The organism is Streptomyces sp. NPDC048639 (assembly GCF_043199075.1).
GTDB lineage: Bacteria > Actinomycetota > Actinomycetes > Streptomycetales > Streptomycetaceae > Streptomyces.
Genome location: NZ_JBICVP010000005.1, coordinates 298,791 through 314,783 on the forward strand (window position 1 = coordinate 298,791; position 15,993 = coordinate 314,783).

Consider the following 15,993-nt stretch of genomic DNA (forward strand, 5'->3'; position numbering starts at 1 on the left):
TGGTCCGGCGAGGGAATCGGCGCGTCCAGCCTGGTGGCGTTCGTACCGGGATACGGGCCGCCCCGGGCAGCGGCGCGGCGTGCCCTCGGCGGGGGATGAGGATCAGAAGGCGGTGGAGGACTGCGCGAACTGCTCCGACACATCCCCGGTCAGATCGATGCGATCGGGGTCCAGGGCCATGACCGGAGCGCCGGGTGACAGATCGAAGCGGTCGATCTCCGCCCACACGAGGTTGGGGCTGGTGGCCAGTTCGAAGAAGTACCTGCGGTTGGTGAGGTCGCAGACGGTCCGGTATTCGGTGTTGTAGATCGCGAAATCGCCCGAGCCGTACGGGGCGCCGAAGGGCACCGAGGCGTTGCGGGTGACGGCGAGGATGGCGGCGACCGCCTGCCGCTCGTCCGCCGGCTTCGGGAGGAGCGCACTGAAGTAGGCGGCGCGCTGGAAGCGGTCGACCGGATTGACGTTCCCCGGCAGGGGGACGTCGCCGCCGGGCTCGTCATGGCCGAGCTCCCGTGCCGTCCGCTCCTGCTGCTCCAACAGGCGGAGCTGTACGTCGTAGTCGGGTTCGTTCGTCATGACGGTGTAGGCGCGGTCGTGGTGCACCTTCCGCTCACCCGCGACGTGTTCGATGATCGCCGAGTCCCCGGACGCGTCCTCCAGCGCCACATGGACCGTCGCCGCGAACCCGCGCATCTCGACCATCACGAGCTGGAAGGTATCGAGAAGACCCAGGGCCTCCTCGACGGTTGCGGCGCTGTCCAGCAGGTACTGGATCCACAGGGCGATCTGGAGGCCGGGCCTTCCCGGATCGCGGGGTGCGAGTTCGGTGACGTCGAGGTAGAGCATGTGCGCCGCGAGGCCCCGCTCGTTGAACCCGTCCACGGTGCCGGCGCCGTAGACCGTCGTCACCAGACTGCCGAATCTGCTCGTCCAGGTAAGGGGGTTGTCGGCGACCACTGTGCTCCCGCCCAGCTTGCCGCCGTCGCGTCGCACTCCTCGGGGGAAGACCGTCAGGACGGGCTCCGTCGACTCCGGCCAGTCCATCGTCCGCCCGGCCAGTACGGCGTGGTCATGGGTGTTCCACAGAATCCGAGTACACATGGGCATACACCCTTCCACTGGGACCAAACGGTCATCACGATCCCAGTTCTACCCCATGCGCCGCCCCCGGAGCGCGACGTGACGTACGCGCCCCAGGAGCGTCGGGCACCCCGGGAACCACCCGGTGCCCCAGTCCTTCTGATGCGACTGCTGCGGCTGATGCGACGTCAGGAGCGGGCCGGGATCCGGCCCTCGGCGATGGGCCACTCGCGGGAGACGATCGGGAAGACGACGCGCTTCGACGGACGGATGCCGATGATCGTGAACGGCAGCCGTGCGTACAGGGAACTCTCCAGGGCCACGCCGCCGTACAGCTTCCAGGTGCCGCGCCGCCGGACGCCGGTCCCCGGCACCAGTTCGGGATGCTCGGCGGTCGCCCGCAGATAGGGGCCGAAGAACGCGTCGACGCCGACGGTGTCGTAGAGGCTGATGCTCGCCTCGGGGCCGAGCATGGTCCGCAGTTCACCCTCACCGGAGACCTTGGCCCTGCCGCCCGGAAGGGTCTTGCCGTCGGCGTGCGTCTCGGGCTTCCAGCCCGACGCCTTGGCATACCGCGTGCCGACCTTCATCGTTCCGCCCGCGGCCTGCTGGACGTCCACCCGCATCCGGCCGTCCGCCCGCACCTCCAGGACCAGCGTCAGCTTCAGCGCGACGACGACCGGCACCGGGCCGACCATGATCACGGGGTAGGCCGCGAGCACGGCGAGGGGGATGCGGGGCGCGATGCGAGGTGCGGCGACAGGACCCTTGATGTGCCAGCCCGCTTTGTACGGGCCCGCGACCGTGACGGAGGCGGTCGCCTCCGTGGGGTCGGCCGACCCGTGACCGTCGTAGGAGAACGCCACCTCGGGCGCCATCTCCAGGAAGCCGCCCACCTCGGTCTCGCGCTCCAGGCCCGGTTCGCCGCCGAACATGGGCAGTTCGGTGTCGAAGTCGAGCCGCAGCTCCCGGCCGCCGACTCCGCGCCCGGCCTTGCCGGGGGCGCCCTGGCGACCCGACGCCTTCCCGGACTCCCCGTCCGGTGCGCCGGGGGCGTTCTTCGTGGCGCCGCCCACCAGTCCGCGGGCCACGTCGAGCCCCTTCACCAGCGGGTCGACCTTCCACGCCGAGGGGGCCACCGGGATCCTCCCGCCGGCCTTCGCGCCGCCGAAGACCTCGGCGAGGCTGGCCCGGGACGTACGGATCTCGGTCTTACCGCCGCCCCCGGACAGCACGTCTTCGACCTTGACGAGCGCGCCCGCAGGGGCCGCCTTCGTGGGCGGGCTGGCGATCACATCGCCCGTACGAACATCCGCGCCGCCGCTCTTGCCGTTCCGGTCGCCGTGCCCGAGGACCGCCCGGCCTCCCTTCGCGTCGTACGAGGAGAGCGTGACGTCCCGGTCCGTGAGGGTGTTGGGGCCCTTGCCGTCCGAGGGACGGCTGACCCTGGCGGATTCGGAACCGCCCGGGGTGACGGAGAGTTCGGCCGCGGATCTCCTGCCCCCGTCCGCGGGGCGGTCGCTCGGACCGGCCGTTCCGGCTGTCGACGCGCTGCCGCCGGTCTGCGCAGACGTGCTGCCGCAGCCCGTGACGAGCAGTGCGGATATGCAGACCATGGAGAGCCAGGCGGGGCTCGTAACCCGCTTCACGTTGAACCTCTTCGCTTGCGCGGGCACTCGGCCCGGAGGATGGATCGCGAGGGATGCTACTGAGCCCGTGACCTTCCAAGTCGCGCACCGGACTGGCATGTTGGGCCGCGCCCCGCGCCCCGCGCCGCCCACCCCGCCCCGGAGCAGGGGTTTTCGTGTGCAACGGGTGCGGAGCATGTGACGGAGATCGCCTGCGGTACGCGCTTCCGTACCGGATGGTGAGACGCGGGGGCCGACAATCGCTCATCAGCGCGGACGCGCAACGCCGTTGAGGCACGGCGGCGAACCGTCCGGTCGGTTCGCAAATCTCAAACCGTCTCACACCAAGGCCGGTTGAGCGCAGCTACTGTTGAGTAATCAACCATAACTTTACTAAGTCTTGGTGTAGTTGAAGGACTTGCTTACGCCAATCTCATCGCACGGCGTACCCCCGGTTCGTCCGGACATCCGGACGGGACCCCCCTTGGGGCGTACTCCACCATGCACAGCGAGAGGCACAACATCACATGACCAACACCCGCGCGGTGAACCGCGCGCTGCGTTATGGCGGAAGGTCCGTGGCCCTGGTGGCCGCGGCCCTCGGACTCATGGCCGCCACCCCCCTTCCCGCCTCGGCCGACGACGGGCCCACCCGCGAGCAGATCCTGGCGGACTGCGAATCCGGCGAGGGCAAGTGCACCTTCAACGAGCCTGTGTTCGGCGAGGCGTTCCTGGGCGATTTCCGTCCGGTCTCCGACCAGCTCTACAACTGCACCACGTCCGCTGCCACCCAGTCGATGACCTGGTCCGACAGTGTGAGTTCGACCGACTCCGTCGGCGTCTCCCTCACGGTCGGGGGCACCATAGCCAAGATCATCAACGTGAGCGTCACGGCCACGTACAACCACTCGTGGACGGACACCCACACCGAGACCAGCGCGGTCAACATGACGGTCCAGCCGGGTGAGGTGGGCTGGATCTCGCGCGCACAGGTGATGCAGAAGGTCTCCGGCACGTGGCAGACCCACTACGACGACCCGAAGTGGGACCACTACTACTGGTTCGTCGACGACACGATCACCGGTCCGGCGGCCAACGGCACCGACGGCCGGAAGAACGCCGTCGTGGTCAAGTCCCGCAAGATGACGGCCTCGGAGAAGAAGACCTGCTCCTCGGCGTCCGCCGGGTCGGACAAGAGCCGGTCGGCCAAGGGGAGGATCTTCCTGACCGGTGACCGCTGAAGACCGGCACCCTGTGAAACACCGGCGGACGCTGAACACCGGCGCACGCTGACCGAGCCACTCGCCCCGGTGGGCGAAGGGCAGGCCCTGCGGAGCTCGCAATCGCAGGGACGACACGGCGGAGAGGCCGCGGTCCGTACGGGCCGCGGCCTCTCTGTACGCCGCTTCCGTACGCCGCTTCCGTACGCCGCTTCCGTACGCCCTTCCCGTACGGCCCCGTGCAACCTCCTCGCAACGTGCCCGGTGGTGGGCTGGGCCCGGTCACGACACCCCATCCGCACCCGACGAGAGGACCGCGATGGCCTCCGAACCGCGCGTCGAGCTGACCCCCGCGGCCGCCGATCTCGTGCGGCGGCTGCGAGCGGTCCACGGGCCGCTGATGTTCCACCAGTCGGGCGGCTGCTGCGACGGCAGCGCACCCATGTGCTACCCCGCGGGCGAGTTCCGCACCGGCGGCTCCGATGTGCTGCTGGCAGACCTGGCCGTCGACGACGTCGCGGAGACCGTGCCGTTCTGGATGTCCGTCAGCCAGTACGAGCGCTGGAGTCACACCCGGCTCATCGTCGACGTCGTGGAGGGCCGGGGCAGTGGTTTCTCCCTCGAAGCCCCGGAGGGCGTGCGCTTCCTGATCCGCTCCCGCGTGCTGCGGCCCGCCACCCCGTACGCGCCCTCAGCTCCGGATCCCGGTCCGCCGGTCTCCGACGACACGCACTGACGGTATGTCAACTCCTGCTCCCCACCACGCTGTTCCGGCGACCGTCCTCCTCGTCGCTCTCGTCGCGGACAGCCACCAGTCCGCCGAGCACCCCTACGTACGCGGTGCCGTCCGGTCCGATGGTCACGGGCGCCCAGTTGCTGTCGTAGAGCGCGCCGGTCCCGGTGAGCTTCTTCCACTGGGTCCTGCCGGTACGGAAGTCCAGCGCGGTGAGGTACCACGCGTCGACCCCGAGGCGGTTCGGCTCCTTGGTGTAGAGGTACACCAGCCCGTTGGCCGTGGAGAGTTTGGGCACGGTGGACGGCGAGCGTTCCTTGCTCTCCCACACCGTGTCGCAACCGCTGCCGTCCGCGCGGATGTCGATACGCGTGATCCCGCCCACGACGCTGCGTCCGAAGGTGAGCGATGTCGGGTTCTCGTAGCCGTAGTTGTTCTCCACGATCAGGCTGTTGCCGTAGGAGATCAGCGAGTTGTCGGTGGTGGAGGCACCGGAGCCGAACACCGGGACCTTGCAGACGAGCCGCTCCGCGTCGGGCACGTCGGAGCCGCGCCGGTAGACCAGGACATGCATGCGGTCATCGGCGTTGTCCGTGATCGCGACGTAGTCGTCGCCGAGCAGATCGGGCGTGGTACCCGAACCCTGGCTCAGTGAGCCGGGCTTGGTTCCCGTACCGCGGTCGTAGGTCTGCCGCCACAGGGCTCTCGGTGTGCCGTCCTCGTCGGCGCGGAAGTGGTAGAGGGCGTGATCGGAGACGATCGAGACGCCGTCCTCGGTGACCGAGAAGGAGTTCTGGATCTCCTCGCCCTTGAGCCGGACCGAGCGGACGGTGTCCGTCCTCGGGTCCACGGTCCCGATGCGGCCCTGCCGGGTCACCCACCAGATGCGCCCCTCCCAGTCCGGCATGACCGAAGTGACCGGATCGCACTCGCCCTTGGGGTAGGGGCGGGCCCAGGTGGCACAGTCGTGCGGCAGACGGTCGGTCAGATCCCAGTCGTCCTCCACGCGGAACCGCCAGGTGCCGTCCGGCTTCCGCTCGTGCGCGATACGCAGGATGTGCTGCCGCGGATTGCCGAGGACGACCCGATCCTCGTTGTCGAGATAGAAGTACGCGCCTCCGGAGGTGTCCTTGAAGATCCGCGCGTAGTCGAGCCGGCTGATCGCTTCGACGGTGGAGGGCCGCTGCCCGAGGTCGTACTCGGCGAGCGTCTCAAGGGTCCTGGGGTCCAGCAGCTTCAGGCTGAAGCCCTTGATGCTGCCGCAGACGGTGAGCAGCCGCCCGCCGGAGTCGAAGGTCGCCGTCACGCACTCCCCGCCGAGCGCCGCCATCCTCTCGCTGGTCACGTCCGGACTCCTGCCGAGCGGACCGGAGTACGGGTGCGTCCCGCTGCCCGCGCCGTCCGCGTGCATGCCGCTGCGGCCGTTGGGGGCGAGATACGGGTGCTGGTCGGGTGCGTCGCCCGGCACCGGGCGGGCGGTGGCGGGGGATCCCGTGTAGTCGTCGACGAGCCGGTGGCCGGGCGCCCGCGGGATGGGGTCCGCGTACGAGGGTACGGCGGTCAAGGCCACGGAGCCCGCCAGCGCGCAGGCGATGACGGCACAGGTCAGCGAACGTGCCCTGGTTCCAAGGGACATGGCGCGCACAGTAGGACCGGATGCGTGCACTGTCCATGCAAAGAAGCGTGCGGATCCGGGCCGTTGCCCTACGGGCGGCGGAGCGGGTGGGCCGCCGCCCTGCGGCAGGCCCCGGCCCCGCAGGGCAGGGGTTCCGCCTGTCAGGGACGGACGCTGCTCACCACGTCGGCCGTCGCGGCGATGCCGTCCGAGAGTGTCGGGGCCAGGCTCGACCCTGCCAGGCAGAAGCCGAGCAGCATGCAGACCACGGCATGGGTGAACTTCAGTGAGCCGCTGCGCACGAACACGACGATGAGGATGATGAGCAGAAGGACCACTGAGATCGAAATGGCCATGGCGAGACGAACCTCCTCGGCCGCGCGGGCGGTGCGGCGATCGGCCCAAAGTGTGTCGTATCGCGCGCCCCGCCCCGGCTGTCCGGTCGTCCTCCGATGGAGTGATTGACTCCCTGTCACCATCCGGCGGAGTCATGGGCGCTGAGGAATCGCTCCAGTCCCGCCAGGTCGTCGGTGTTGATGTGATCGGCACCCGCGTCCAGGAGTTCACGCCAGACCGCCGTACGCGCAGGGCCCGCCAGGTCCGGCGTCCCCCAGAAACGCACTCGTTGCCGCTCCGCGTGCGCGGCCGAGACGATCGCGTGCAGCGTCGCGCGCTCCTCAGCGGGCATCGCGCCCTCGCCCTGCCAGGTGAAGCTCTGCGTCCAGTTGCTGCTGACGAGGGGGATGAAGGAGGCCGGAACACCCGTGCCCAGATCGTCGAGACGGCCGTCGTAGAACGCGTACCGCAGCTGCTGCGCCTCCATGGGGGCGCGTGCGGCACGGTCGCCGGAGACGACCGGGGTCACGGCGCGGGTGCCGACCGTGCCGCCGGCCGCGAAGCTGAGCATGGAGCGGTAGCGGCGCAGGACGCGGTGGAGTTCGAGGTACGTCGCCTCACCGGTGTTCTTGATGTCGACGAGGAGCTGGAGCGGGACCCGGTGACCGCGGTACACCCAGCCATGGTTGGCCCGGACCCTGGCGAGCAACGGCTCCAGGTAGAGCGACTCCAGGGTGCGGTCGGGCGAGAGGTCGTCGAGGTCGTGCCCGACGAGCAGGTGTCCGTCGATCAGCCAGATGTCGGCCTCGACGCTGGTGAAGCGGTGGGTGAGGGCGTCGGCGAGCGGGCGGGGGTGCTCGTAGTCGTTGTGCGCGTGCGCGCGGCGCAGCGGTTCGGGGCGGTGGGCGGTGGGGCCGGAGGCCCACGCCAGGGCGGGGGCCGCGAGGCCGCCCACCACGGTTGCGCCCAGCGTGGCGACGACGGAGCGGCGAGAGGGAAGGCACACGGGGGTCTCCCGGGAGACGGGCGCGCGCGAACGGCGTACGGCGCGCGGCGGGCAGGAGCGCTCGGGCAGGCGTCACACGTGCGTGCGAGGTGACGTCAGGAGTATGCGGTCCGCAGTCCTCCGACAAGCCTGCCCTGCCCAGGAGTTGGGCCGCTCTACCCCCGCGCGTCGCTTCCCATCGGGCGTTCCGTCGGGGGCGCGGGCCCGCGGGAAACGACGAAGCCACCTGCCCGCCCCGTCGAGAGGCGGACAGGTGGCCGGTGGTCCGTGCGATCGGCCGTCCCGGGCTCGTCAGCCGAGCGGTGCGGGCAGGTCGGCCGCCACGGCGAGGTACGACCTGTGGCGACCCGGCGTCCCCAGGGCGATCTCCGCGGACTTGGCCCGCTTCAGATACAGATGCGCCGGGTGCTCCCAGGTCATTCCGATGCCGCCGTGGAGCTGTACGCACTCCTCCGCCGCATGCACCGCGGTCGTCGCGCACGTGGCCTGGGCAACGGCGACCGCCACGGGCGCGTCGGGGCTCTCCTGCGCCAGGCAGTCCGCCGCGTACCGGGCGGCGGCGCGCGCCGAGACGATCTCCAGCCAGAGGCGGGCGAGCCGGTGCTTGAGCGCCTGGAACGATCCGACCGGCCGGTTGAACTGGTGCCGCTCCCCGGTGTGGCTGACGGTCTCGGCCAAACACCATTCGGCCAGGCCCAGTTGCTCGGAGGCCAGAAGTCCGGCCCCGGCGAGCAGCGCCCGCTCGACGGCGGCTCCGGCGGCATCCGGCCCCGCGAGGCGGCGCGCGGGTGCGCCGGTGAGCGTCACCTCGGCGACGGGACGGGTCGGATCGAAGGACACCTGCGGTGCAACGGCGATGCCGGGGGCCGCGGTCTCCACGGCGTGGAGCCCGTACCCGTCGGGCCCTTGGGCCGGTACGAGGAGGACATCGGCACCCGCCGCCCCGGCCACGCTCCCGGCCCTGCCCTCCAGCGTGCCGTCCTCCCCGACGCGCACGGTGGCCGGCGGCGTCGCGCCGGGTGCGGTGGACATCGGCACGGCGAGCGCGCCGACGGTCCGGCCCGCGGCGAGTCCGGCGAGCAGTTCGGTGACGTCCGCGCTGTCCGGGCCGCAGCCCAGGAGGGCTTCGACGGCGAGCACCGCGCTGGTCAGATACGGCACCGGGGCGGCGCTGCGGCCGAGTTCCTCCAGGACGACGGCGGCCTCGCGGGCGGTGGCCCCCTGCCCGCCGAGCTTCTCCGGCACCAGCAGCCCTGCCGTCCCCATGTCCGCGGCGAGGGCGCGCCAGAGGTCAGCGTCGTACGGCCGGCCGGACTCGGTCCCCGCGATCACGGCGGCGGGGTCGCAGCGGTCGGTCAGCAGGGACCGTACGGCGGAGCGCAGATCGTTCTCGGCCTCGGAGTACAGCAGGTCCGCGGCGGCCGCGGTGGGTGCTCCGGCGCCCGGCTCGGTTGCGGTCATCGGGCGAGCTCCTTCCACGGGACGTCCTTGTCGGTGCGCGGCTCAGGCGGCAGGCCGAGGACGCGTTCGGCGACGATGTTGAGCAGCACCTCGGACGTGCCGCCCTCGATGGAGTTGCCCTTGGCCCGCAGATAGCGGTATCCGGCGTCGCGCCCCGCGAAGTCGACCATCTCCGGGCGGCGCAGGGTCCAGTCGTCGTACAACAGGCCCTCCTCGCCGAGGAGTTCCACCTCCAGGCCACTGATCTCCTGGTTGAGGCGGGCGAACGCGAGCTTCATCGCCGAGCCCTCCGGCCCGGGCTGGCCCGCCACGAGTTGCTGCCGCAGCCGCTCCCCCGCGAGCCGTGCCGCCTCCGCCTCGACCCACAGCCCCAGCAGCCGCTGGTGCAGGTCGTGGGTGCGCAACTCGGGGCGTTCGCGCCACTTCTCGGTCAGGAGCCCGATGAGGCCGCCCTCGCGGGGCACCCGGCCGCCGCCGATGGCGACGCGCTCGTTCATCAGGGTGGTCTGGGCGACCCGCCAGCCGTCGCCGGTATCGCCCAGCCGGTGGCTGTCGGGGATCCGTACACCGGAGAGGAAGACCTCGTTGAACTCGGCCTCGCCCGTGATCTGGCGCAGCGGCCGCACCTCGACACCGGGGTCGGTCATGTCGCAGAGGAAGTAGGTGATCCCGCGGTGCTTGGGGACGTCCGGGTCGGTACGGGCGATGAGGATGGCCCAGCGGGCGATGTGGGCGCTGGAGGTCCACACCTTCTGCCCGTCGATCACCCAGTCGTCCCCGTCGCGTACGGCCCGGGTGGCCAGCGCCGCGAGGTCCGAGCCGGCGCCGGGCTCGCTGAAGAGCTGGCACCACACCTCCTCGCCCAGCCACAGCGGGCGCAGAAAGCGCCGCTTCTGCTCGTGGGTGCCGTAGCGGAGGATCGTGGGGGCGGCCATGCCGAGCCCGATGCCGATGCGGCGCGGGTCGTTGTCGGGTGCGCCCACGCCCGCCAACTCGGCGTCCACGACGGCCTGGAGAGCGCGCGGGGCATCGAGGCCGCCCAAGCCCTCGGGGTAGTGCACCCACGCGAGTCCGGCATCGAAGCGGGCCTGCAGAAACGCGGCCGGGTCGGTGGTGGCGGGGTCGTGCGCGGAGAGCAGATCGGCGACCCGGCGGCGCAAGGCGTCCGCGTCGGCTGCCGTCGTGGCCTCGGTACGGGCCATGGAGCAACTCCTTCCGGTGGGTGCGGGTCAGGCGGGGACGACGACGACGCGTCCGGTGGTGGTGCCGTCGGCGACGCGCTGTACGGCGTCGGCCGCAGCGTCGAGCCCCACGCGCTCGCTGACCAGCGGCTTGACCGCACCCTGTTCGGCGAGTTCGGTGAGCTCCTCGTGGCAGGTGCGGACCGCGGCGGGGTCCTTGGTGTTGTAGAGACCCCAGTGCAGGCCCACGATCGCGTAGTTCTTCACCAGGGCATGGTTCAGGGCGGGGGTCGGGATGGTCCCGCTCGCGAAGCCGACGACCAGGACCCGGCCCTCGAACGCGATGCACTTGACGGACTTGGCGTACGCGTCGCCGCCCACCGGGTCGTAGACCACGTCCGCGCCCCGGCCGCCCGTCGCGTCCTTCACGGCGGCCACGATGTCGTCCGTCCGCCGGTCGACGACCACATCGCAGCCCAGCTCGCGGGCGACGCGCGCCTTCTCCGCGCCGCCGACCACGCCGATGACTCTTGCGCCCGCCGCCTTGCCGAGTTGTACGGCGGCGCTGCCGACCCCGCCCGCGGCGGCGTGCACCAGCAGTGTCTCCCCCGCCTGGAGCCGCGCCCGGCGGTGCAGCCCGAACCAGCCGGTCTGGTAGCCGATGTGCAGGGCGGCCGCCTCGGCGTCGTCGAGCGCCTGCGGCGCGGCGGCCACGGTGGCGGCGTCGGCGACCGCGTACTCGGCGAAACCGCCGGCGGGCAGCGGAGGCTGGGCCAGTACGCGGTCCCCGACCGACGCGTCCGCCCCCTCGCCGACGGCCACGACCTCGCCGCAGATCTCGACGCCGGGGGTGAACGGCAGGGGCGGCCTGACCTGGTAGTGGCCGCGGCAGAGCAGCGCGTCCGGGAAGTTGATGTTGGCGGCGCGGACGCGCAGGAGGAGCTGTCCCGGCCCGGCGACCGGGTCCGGCACCTCGTCGAGGCGCATCACCGCGCTCGGCTCGCCGTTCTCGTGGACTCGCCATGCCTTCATCCGTGGGCCTCCGCAAGCGTGGACAGGTTCCGCGTCCGTCGCATACTAAGCGGTCGCTCGGCTCCAGGGGAACCACCCCCCGAGCGTTTCTCACCGGCCCTCCGCACCCCGGGAACGCCGGACGCCGGGGCGGCCCTGCGGCCGACCCCGGCGTCCGGGACATGCGGTCGGATCCGGATCAGCGCCTCACGATCCAGGTGAGCGAGCCCTTCAGCAGCGGCCGCAGCGCCGGGTCGCGCACGTCCCGGGTGGGGTCGTGCGCGGTGGCGGTGAGCCGGTGGGTGCGGTGGTCGCGCTGCTGCACGAGCTTGCCGACGTCCACCGTGCGGTCGCCGCGCGCGCCCTTGACCTCCTTGCCGTCCACGTACCAGCGCAGGGCGACGGACCGCTCGGCGCCGGTCAGCCTCGGTATCCGTACGGTGACGCTGTCGGACCGGGTCAGCACCCGCTTCGTGCTGGTGGTGCTCGACAGCGGCTCGGCGTGCCGGTAGAAGCCGGCGATCATCGCCTCGCGGCCGACGACGTTGAACTCCCGGCCCAGGGTGCGCATGATCGAGTTCTCACTCGGCCGGTACAGGCCGCGCGGGTAGTACCCGGCGCCCTCGAAGGCGCCGATCGTGCCGCCGTCGGGGGTCGCCTCGCCCAGCCAGCGGTACCACTTGGCCTGCTGGTCGGCGAGCTCGTCCGCGGTGTACGTGCTGGTGTTGAGGTCGGCCGGCTCGGCCCCGGTGTAGTCGCCGTACTCGTCGTAGAAGTACTCGTCGGCGAGCTTGCCGAGGGAGTGGCCGGTCTCGTGCACCGCGACCTGGCCGGACTGGTCGTTGCCGCCGGAGACCGTGGCGATGCCGTCGTAGCCGAGCTGGGAGACGACGTCGTTGTAGCCCGCGCCGCCGTACTTGGTGCTGTTGGAGACCACGACGACGAGGTCCGCCTCGGGAGCCTTGGCCGCGTAGCCCTCGACCTTGCCGGTGTCGACACACAGCAGGCGCTCGATGTCGTCGCACCAGAAGTACGAGCTGAGAGCGGTGTTCCGGACGACGTCCTTCGTCGGGTCGCCGGAGACGCCGGACTCCTGGGAGACGGCGTCGACCGCCCAGACGTTGAAGAGGTCCTGATAGGTGGTGTACGGCGCGACGCCCGTGATCTCCTGCCACTTCTCCTTGGCGTCGGTGTGGAACTGCGCGAGTTCGCCTTCGGTGTAGCCGTCGCCGATCACCACGACATCGAGCTTGTCCGCGGTGGGACCGTTCTCGACGATCGGTGTGACATCGCCGTCGCCCTCCACGCTCCCGGCCTTCCGGTCCAGGCGTTCGGGGGCGGCAGCGGGGACTTCGGTGTGACGCGGGTGGCCCTTCGGCGAAGTGAAGTACTCGACGCGATGGGTCTCCTGGCCCCGCGGGGACGGCGCGGCCGCCCCGGAGTCCGAGGCGGCCGCGAGAGGTGCGGTGGCGGCGAGGAGACCTGCGAGGACGACGCCGGCCGCGAAGCCGGCTCTGGGTATGTGCACTGCGTTCCTCCCGGTGGGATCCCGGTGGGGGTGGACGAAGCCGATTAAGCGCGCGGGTAAACGCGCTTAATCAGCCAGTCAACGTAGAGGGCGGGGAGGGGCAGGGCAATACACCGGTCATGACTCGTTGCTGAAAAAGGGTCAGGCGTGGCCGAAGCGGCTCAGACCTCGTTGCGGGCGAGCGCGAGCAGCCGGTCGAAGACCCGGGTGCCGCCGGTGCGCACCCCGTCGTGCTCGAACTCGTCGGTCACCCAGGTGCGCAGGCCCCCGATGGTGCGCGCGGTCCGAAGGGAATGACCGCTGTCGACGTACATGTCGTCGTGGTAGACGGCCGCGGCGACGGGGACCCGGTTCGCGGCGAGACGGTCGGCGTCGTACAGCCGGGGCCAGCCCTTGCGGGCGGCCAGCAGCTCGCCCGTCTCGCGCAGTGGCCGCAGAGCCGGGTCCGCGTCCAGCATCCAGGGATAGATCATCTCGCCCGTGAACAGCACCGGTTCGCCCTTGTCCAGCGCCCGCTCCGCGTCGAACTGCGGGAACTCCGCCCGTACGCGCTGGGCCGCCCACTGCGTTGCCGAGCCGTCCTGCGCGTAGCAGGCCTCGTGCAGCAGGGCGTACAGCGGATTGGTGGCGTACGAGAGGGCCGACCTGGCGCCTTCGAGGAAGGCGTCGGACAGGCGCGGGCCGGCCGACGTCGGCACGAAGGCGTGCTCCAGGAGGTAGTGCAGACGGTGGGTGCCGCCCGTACCTCCGAGTTGGTGGCCCAGGGCCTGGAAGCCCTCTGCGGTCAGGCGAGTGCCACCGGGGAGTTCGACCGGGTGCTCGCGCAGATGGGCGGCGATGCTCCCGGCGGTCTCCACGTCCTGCGGGTAGCGGGCGTAGTGGGCGCGGGTCTTCCGCTCGACGCGCGGGTACGCCGCGCGGTAGACGTCGTCGGCCGTGGCGTCGAGCGCGGGGAGCCCGCCGGTGATGAGCACGGTCTCCAACGCCTCGGGGGCGGTGGAGAGATAGTGCACCGCGCAGAAACCGCCGAAGCTCTGGCCCAGTACGGTCCAGGGGGCGCCGCCGGTCAGCCGCGGCCTGATCCACTCGCAGTCCCGCACGATCGCGTCCGCGCGGAAGTGCGCGAGATAGTCGGCCTGCTCCTGCGGGCCGCCGCGCAGCGGGAGCGTCTGGCGGTCGGCCGGGGTGGAGCGGCCCGTCCCCCGCTGGTCCAGGAGCAGGACCCGGTACTCCTCCACGGCGCGGCTGACCCAGTCGGTGGCTCCCACCGGACGCCGGGCGCCGCATCCCGGGCCGCCCTCCAGGTAGACCAGCCAGGGCAGTTCCTTCTTCTCCTTGCCGGGGGCGACGGCTTCGCGGGCGAAGATCTCGATGGTCTCCCCGCCGGGGTCGGTGTGGTCCAGCGGCACCTCGAAGCGGTGGTCGGTGAGGACGAGGCCGGGCTGTCGGTAACTGGTCAAGAGCACTCCTGTCGGTTCGGTCCCACCCATGGCCATTAAGGGAATACTTAACTAGCCTTAACTCTGGGATCAAGCCGTGGGTCCGCCAACCCCGCCGGGAGCGGAGGCAAGGTTCCGGGCGCGAGCGAGCCGATGGGCGGACGAGCCGATGGCCGGACGCGGCCGGCCGGCGTCCGAGCCGGAGGGGCTATCGAAGGGGCACGAACCGATGGCGACCAGCAGTACCGCCAGAAGCCAGGAGCGTACGGCGGAGACGGACGGGATCGGACGCCGCGTCCAGCGACTGCGTGCCGAACGCGGCCTGACCCAGCGGCAGTTGGCCGAACCGGAGTACACCGCCGCGTACATCTCGACCCTGGAGTCGGGCAGGGTACGGCCGTCGGAGACCGCGCTGCGCCATCTCGCCGGCCGGCTGGGGGTCAGCGTCGACGAACTGTCGACCGGCCGCCCCGCCCACGTCGCCACCGAACTGCGGGTGCGCCTCACCGACGCCCGGCAGCTGCTCGCCGCGGGAGACGCGTCGGAGGCGGCGGACCTGCTGCGCGAGCTGCTGGCCTCCGCCGAGGAGCACGGATTCGAGGGAGAGCGGGCCGACACACTGATCGCCCTCGGCGACTGTGCGCTGGACCTCGGTGAACTCACCGAGGCACGGGAGAGTTTCGAGAAGGCCGAGCAGCAGCTCGCCGATGAGCCGCTGACACGCCGGGTCGCGGCGGTCCGCGGGCGGGCCGTGGCCCATCTCCTCGCGGGCGAGCTGCGCTACTCCTGCTACCTGCTGGAGTCCGCGATCGACGAGCTGAATCGCGGCGGTCTGCACGACCCCGACGCGCTGGTGCTGCTGCACAGCGCCGCCATCGCCCCGTACATGGACATGGGCGCCTACGCCCGCGCCGCGCAGAGTGCCGAACTGGCCCTCTCCCTCGCACCGTCCGTCAGCGATCCGGCGCTGGTGGCCCGGATGCACCGGGGTGTCGCACGGGCCATGATCGCCGAGGGGCGGTCGGCGGAGGCCGAGGCATCGCTGGCCAAGGCGCAGGAGCTGTACCGGCAGTTGCACATCCGTACCGAACTGGCGCACTGCCACTGGATGCGCGGGTACGTACGGGCCCAGGACAGCGACCTGGAGGGAGCCGAGACGGAGCTGCGCACCGCCCGGGACATGCTGGCCTCGGGACGGGCCCAGCTCTTCGCCGCCCAGGTCGAGGTGGAACTGGCGGATGTGCTGCGGCGGCTCGGCCGCCGCCAGGAGGCGGCCGAGCTGCTCTCCGGCACGCTGGACACGCTCGGCGCGGCGCTCGGCCCGGAGCGGGGCGCGGTACACGCGGCAGGCGCCCACCGGCTGCTGGGGATGATCGCCGAGGAGAGCGGGGCCGGCGAGGACGCCGAACTGCACTACTGCCAGGCACTGTCGCTGCTCGAACACTCGGGCGCGGCGGGCGACCTGGCCGACATCTGCCGGCTGCTGGGCGATCTGCTGCGCCGGGAGGGCCGGATCGAGGCCGCGCTCGACGCGTACCGGACGGGGCTCGGGCATCGCGCGGCGCCGGGCACGACGACGCTGGGGCCGGGGCCGTCGCAGCCGGAGTACTGACGGGGGCCCAGGCACCGGGCCGTGCGGGTGCGGATGCAGGTGCGGATGCGGGTGCGGCCAGGACCGCGGAGGTGAGTACCGCCCGGCCGCGGCGGCTTCCCCTGCGAGTGCGACTGTGGCGGCGGTTGCGGCTGACGCAAAGC

The 15,993-nt window shown here is 71.5% G+C and carries 13 protein-coding genes; 3 read left to right on the forward strand and 10 right to left on the reverse strand.

The genetic code is table 11. The features are described from left to right. Nucleotides 1-102: 102 nt before the first annotated feature. Together ACGFNH_RS16175 and ACGFNH_RS16180 are read right to left on the reverse strand one after the other, a co-directional pair. The gene (locus tag ACGFNH_RS16175; protein ID WP_393654057.1) at nt 103-1,101 is read right to left on the reverse strand and encodes a linear amide C-N hydrolase; all 999 of its coding nucleotides are present in this window, start codon (nt 1,099-1,101) and stop codon (nt 103-105) included. 167 nt (nt 1,102-1,268) lie between these two features. Further along, nucleotides 1,269-2,729 carry a hypothetical protein gene (locus ACGFNH_RS16180; RefSeq protein WP_393654059.1) on the reverse strand — a complete coding sequence of 487 codons (1,461 nt, stop codon included), beginning with the start codon at nt 2,727-2,729 and terminating at the stop codon, nt 1,269-1,271. A gap of 506 nt (nt 2,730-3,235) precedes the next feature. On the opposite strand from ACGFNH_RS16180, the gene ACGFNH_RS16185 reads away from it, so the two are divergent. Beyond that, nucleotides 3,236-3,949 carry a hypothetical protein gene (locus ACGFNH_RS16185; RefSeq protein WP_393654061.1) on the forward strand — a complete coding sequence of 238 codons (714 nt, stop codon included), beginning with the start codon at nt 3,236-3,238 and terminating at the stop codon, nt 3,947-3,949. Between the two features lie 298 nt (nt 3,950-4,247). Further along, nucleotides 4,248-4,664: a DUF779 domain-containing protein gene (locus tag ACGFNH_RS16190; protein WP_393654063.1), complete on the forward strand. Its 417-nt coding sequence runs from the start codon at nt 4,248-4,250 to the stop codon at nt 4,662-4,664. A 7-nt stretch (nt 4,665-4,671) separates the two neighbouring features. On the opposite strand, the gene ACGFNH_RS16195 is transcribed toward ACGFNH_RS16190, so the two are convergent. From ACGFNH_RS16195 to ACGFNH_RS16230, 8 genes are all read right to left on the reverse strand, one after another. Continuing rightward, on the reverse strand, nt 4,672-6,297 hold the full coding sequence (locus tag ACGFNH_RS16195; protein WP_393654065.1) for a hypothetical protein: 1,626 nt from the start codon (nt 6,295-6,297) through the stop codon (nt 4,672-4,674). A 140-nt stretch (nt 6,298-6,437) separates the two neighbouring features. Then, on the reverse strand, nt 6,438-6,632 hold the full coding sequence (locus ACGFNH_RS16200) for a hypothetical protein (RefSeq protein ID WP_393654067.1): 195 nt from the start codon (nt 6,630-6,632) through the stop codon (nt 6,438-6,440). A 116-nt stretch (nt 6,633-6,748) separates the two neighbouring features. Continuing rightward, nucleotides 6,749-7,618: a phosphatidylinositol-specific phospholipase C/glycerophosphodiester phosphodiesterase family protein gene (locus tag ACGFNH_RS16205; protein ID WP_393654068.1), complete on the reverse strand. Its 870-nt coding sequence runs from the start codon at nt 7,616-7,618 to the stop codon at nt 6,749-6,751. 291 nt (nt 7,619-7,909) lie between these two features. Next, nucleotides 7,910-9,079, reverse strand: a complete 1,170-nt coding sequence (locus ACGFNH_RS16210) for an acyl-CoA dehydrogenase family protein (RefSeq protein WP_393654070.1) — start codon at nt 9,077-9,079, stop codon at nt 7,910-7,912. Continuing rightward, entirely contained in the window at nt 9,076-10,281 is a 1,206-nt protein-coding gene (locus tag ACGFNH_RS16215) for an acyl-CoA dehydrogenase family protein (protein ID WP_393654072.1), read from the reverse strand. The genes ACGFNH_RS16210 and ACGFNH_RS16215 overlap by 4 nt, the downstream gene beginning before the upstream one ends. Nucleotides 10,282-10,308: 27 nt before the next feature. Continuing rightward, entirely contained in the window at nt 10,309-11,292 is a 984-nt protein-coding gene (locus ACGFNH_RS16220) for an NADPH:quinone oxidoreductase family protein (RefSeq protein ID WP_393654074.1), read from the reverse strand. Nucleotides 11,293-11,470: 178 nt separating this feature from the next. Continuing rightward, nucleotides 11,471-12,799 carry a M64 family metallopeptidase gene (locus tag ACGFNH_RS16225; protein WP_393654076.1) on the reverse strand — a complete coding sequence of 443 codons (1,329 nt, stop codon included), beginning with the start codon at nt 12,797-12,799 and terminating at the stop codon, nt 11,471-11,473. 161 nt (nt 12,800-12,960) lie between these two features. Further along, complete coding sequence (locus tag ACGFNH_RS16230) at nt 12,961-14,289, reverse strand: alpha/beta fold hydrolase (protein ID WP_393654078.1); 1,329 nt, start codon at nt 14,287-14,289, stop codon at nt 12,961-12,963. 178 nt (nt 14,290-14,467) lie between these two features. Here ACGFNH_RS16230 and ACGFNH_RS16235 point away from each other — a divergent pair, with 178 nt between their 5' ends. Next, nucleotides 14,468-15,850, forward strand: coding sequence for a helix-turn-helix domain-containing protein (locus ACGFNH_RS16235; RefSeq protein ID WP_393654080.1), 1,383 nt, complete (start codon nt 14,468-14,470; stop codon nt 15,848-15,850). The last annotated feature ends 143 nt before the right edge of the window (nt 15,851-15,993 follow it).

What these genes read in the sequence shown, in the direction of transcription:
- ACGFNH_RS16210 (WP_393654070.1), bottom strand. Translation starts at nt 9,079, where the DNA reads ATGACCGCAACCGAGCCGGGCGCCGGAGCACCCACCGCGGCCGCCGCG.
- ACGFNH_RS16220 (WP_393654074.1), bottom strand. Translation starts at nt 11,292, where the DNA reads ATGAAGGCATGGCGAGTCCACGAGAACGGCGAGCCGAGCGCGGTGATG.
- ACGFNH_RS16195 (WP_393654065.1), bottom strand. Translation starts at nt 6,297, where the DNA reads ATGTCCCTTGGAACCAGGGCACGTTCGCTGACCTGTGCCGTCATCGCC.
- ACGFNH_RS16175 (WP_393654057.1), bottom strand. Translation starts at nt 1,101, where the DNA reads ATGTGTACTCGGATTCTGTGGAACACCCATGACCACGCCGTACTGGCC.
- ACGFNH_RS16185 (WP_393654061.1), top strand. Translation starts at nt 3,236, where the DNA reads ATGACCAACACCCGCGCGGTGAACCGCGCGCTGCGTTATGGCGGAAGG.
- ACGFNH_RS16235 (WP_393654080.1), top strand. Translation starts at nt 14,468, where the DNA reads ATGGCGACCAGCAGTACCGCCAGAAGCCAGGAGCGTACGGCGGAGACG.
- ACGFNH_RS16200 (WP_393654067.1), bottom strand. Translation starts at nt 6,632, where the DNA reads ATGGCCATTTCGATCTCAGTGGTCCTTCTGCTCATCATCCTCATCGTC.
- ACGFNH_RS16190 (WP_393654063.1), top strand. Translation starts at nt 4,248, where the DNA reads ATGGCCTCCGAACCGCGCGTCGAGCTGACCCCCGCGGCCGCCGATCTC.
- ACGFNH_RS16230 (WP_393654078.1), bottom strand. Translation starts at nt 14,289, where the DNA reads ATGGGTGGGACCGAACCGACAGGAGTGCTCTTGACCAGTTACCGACAG.
- ACGFNH_RS16215 (WP_393654072.1), bottom strand. Translation starts at nt 10,281, where the DNA reads ATGGCCCGTACCGAGGCCACGACGGCAGCCGACGCGGACGCCTTGCGC.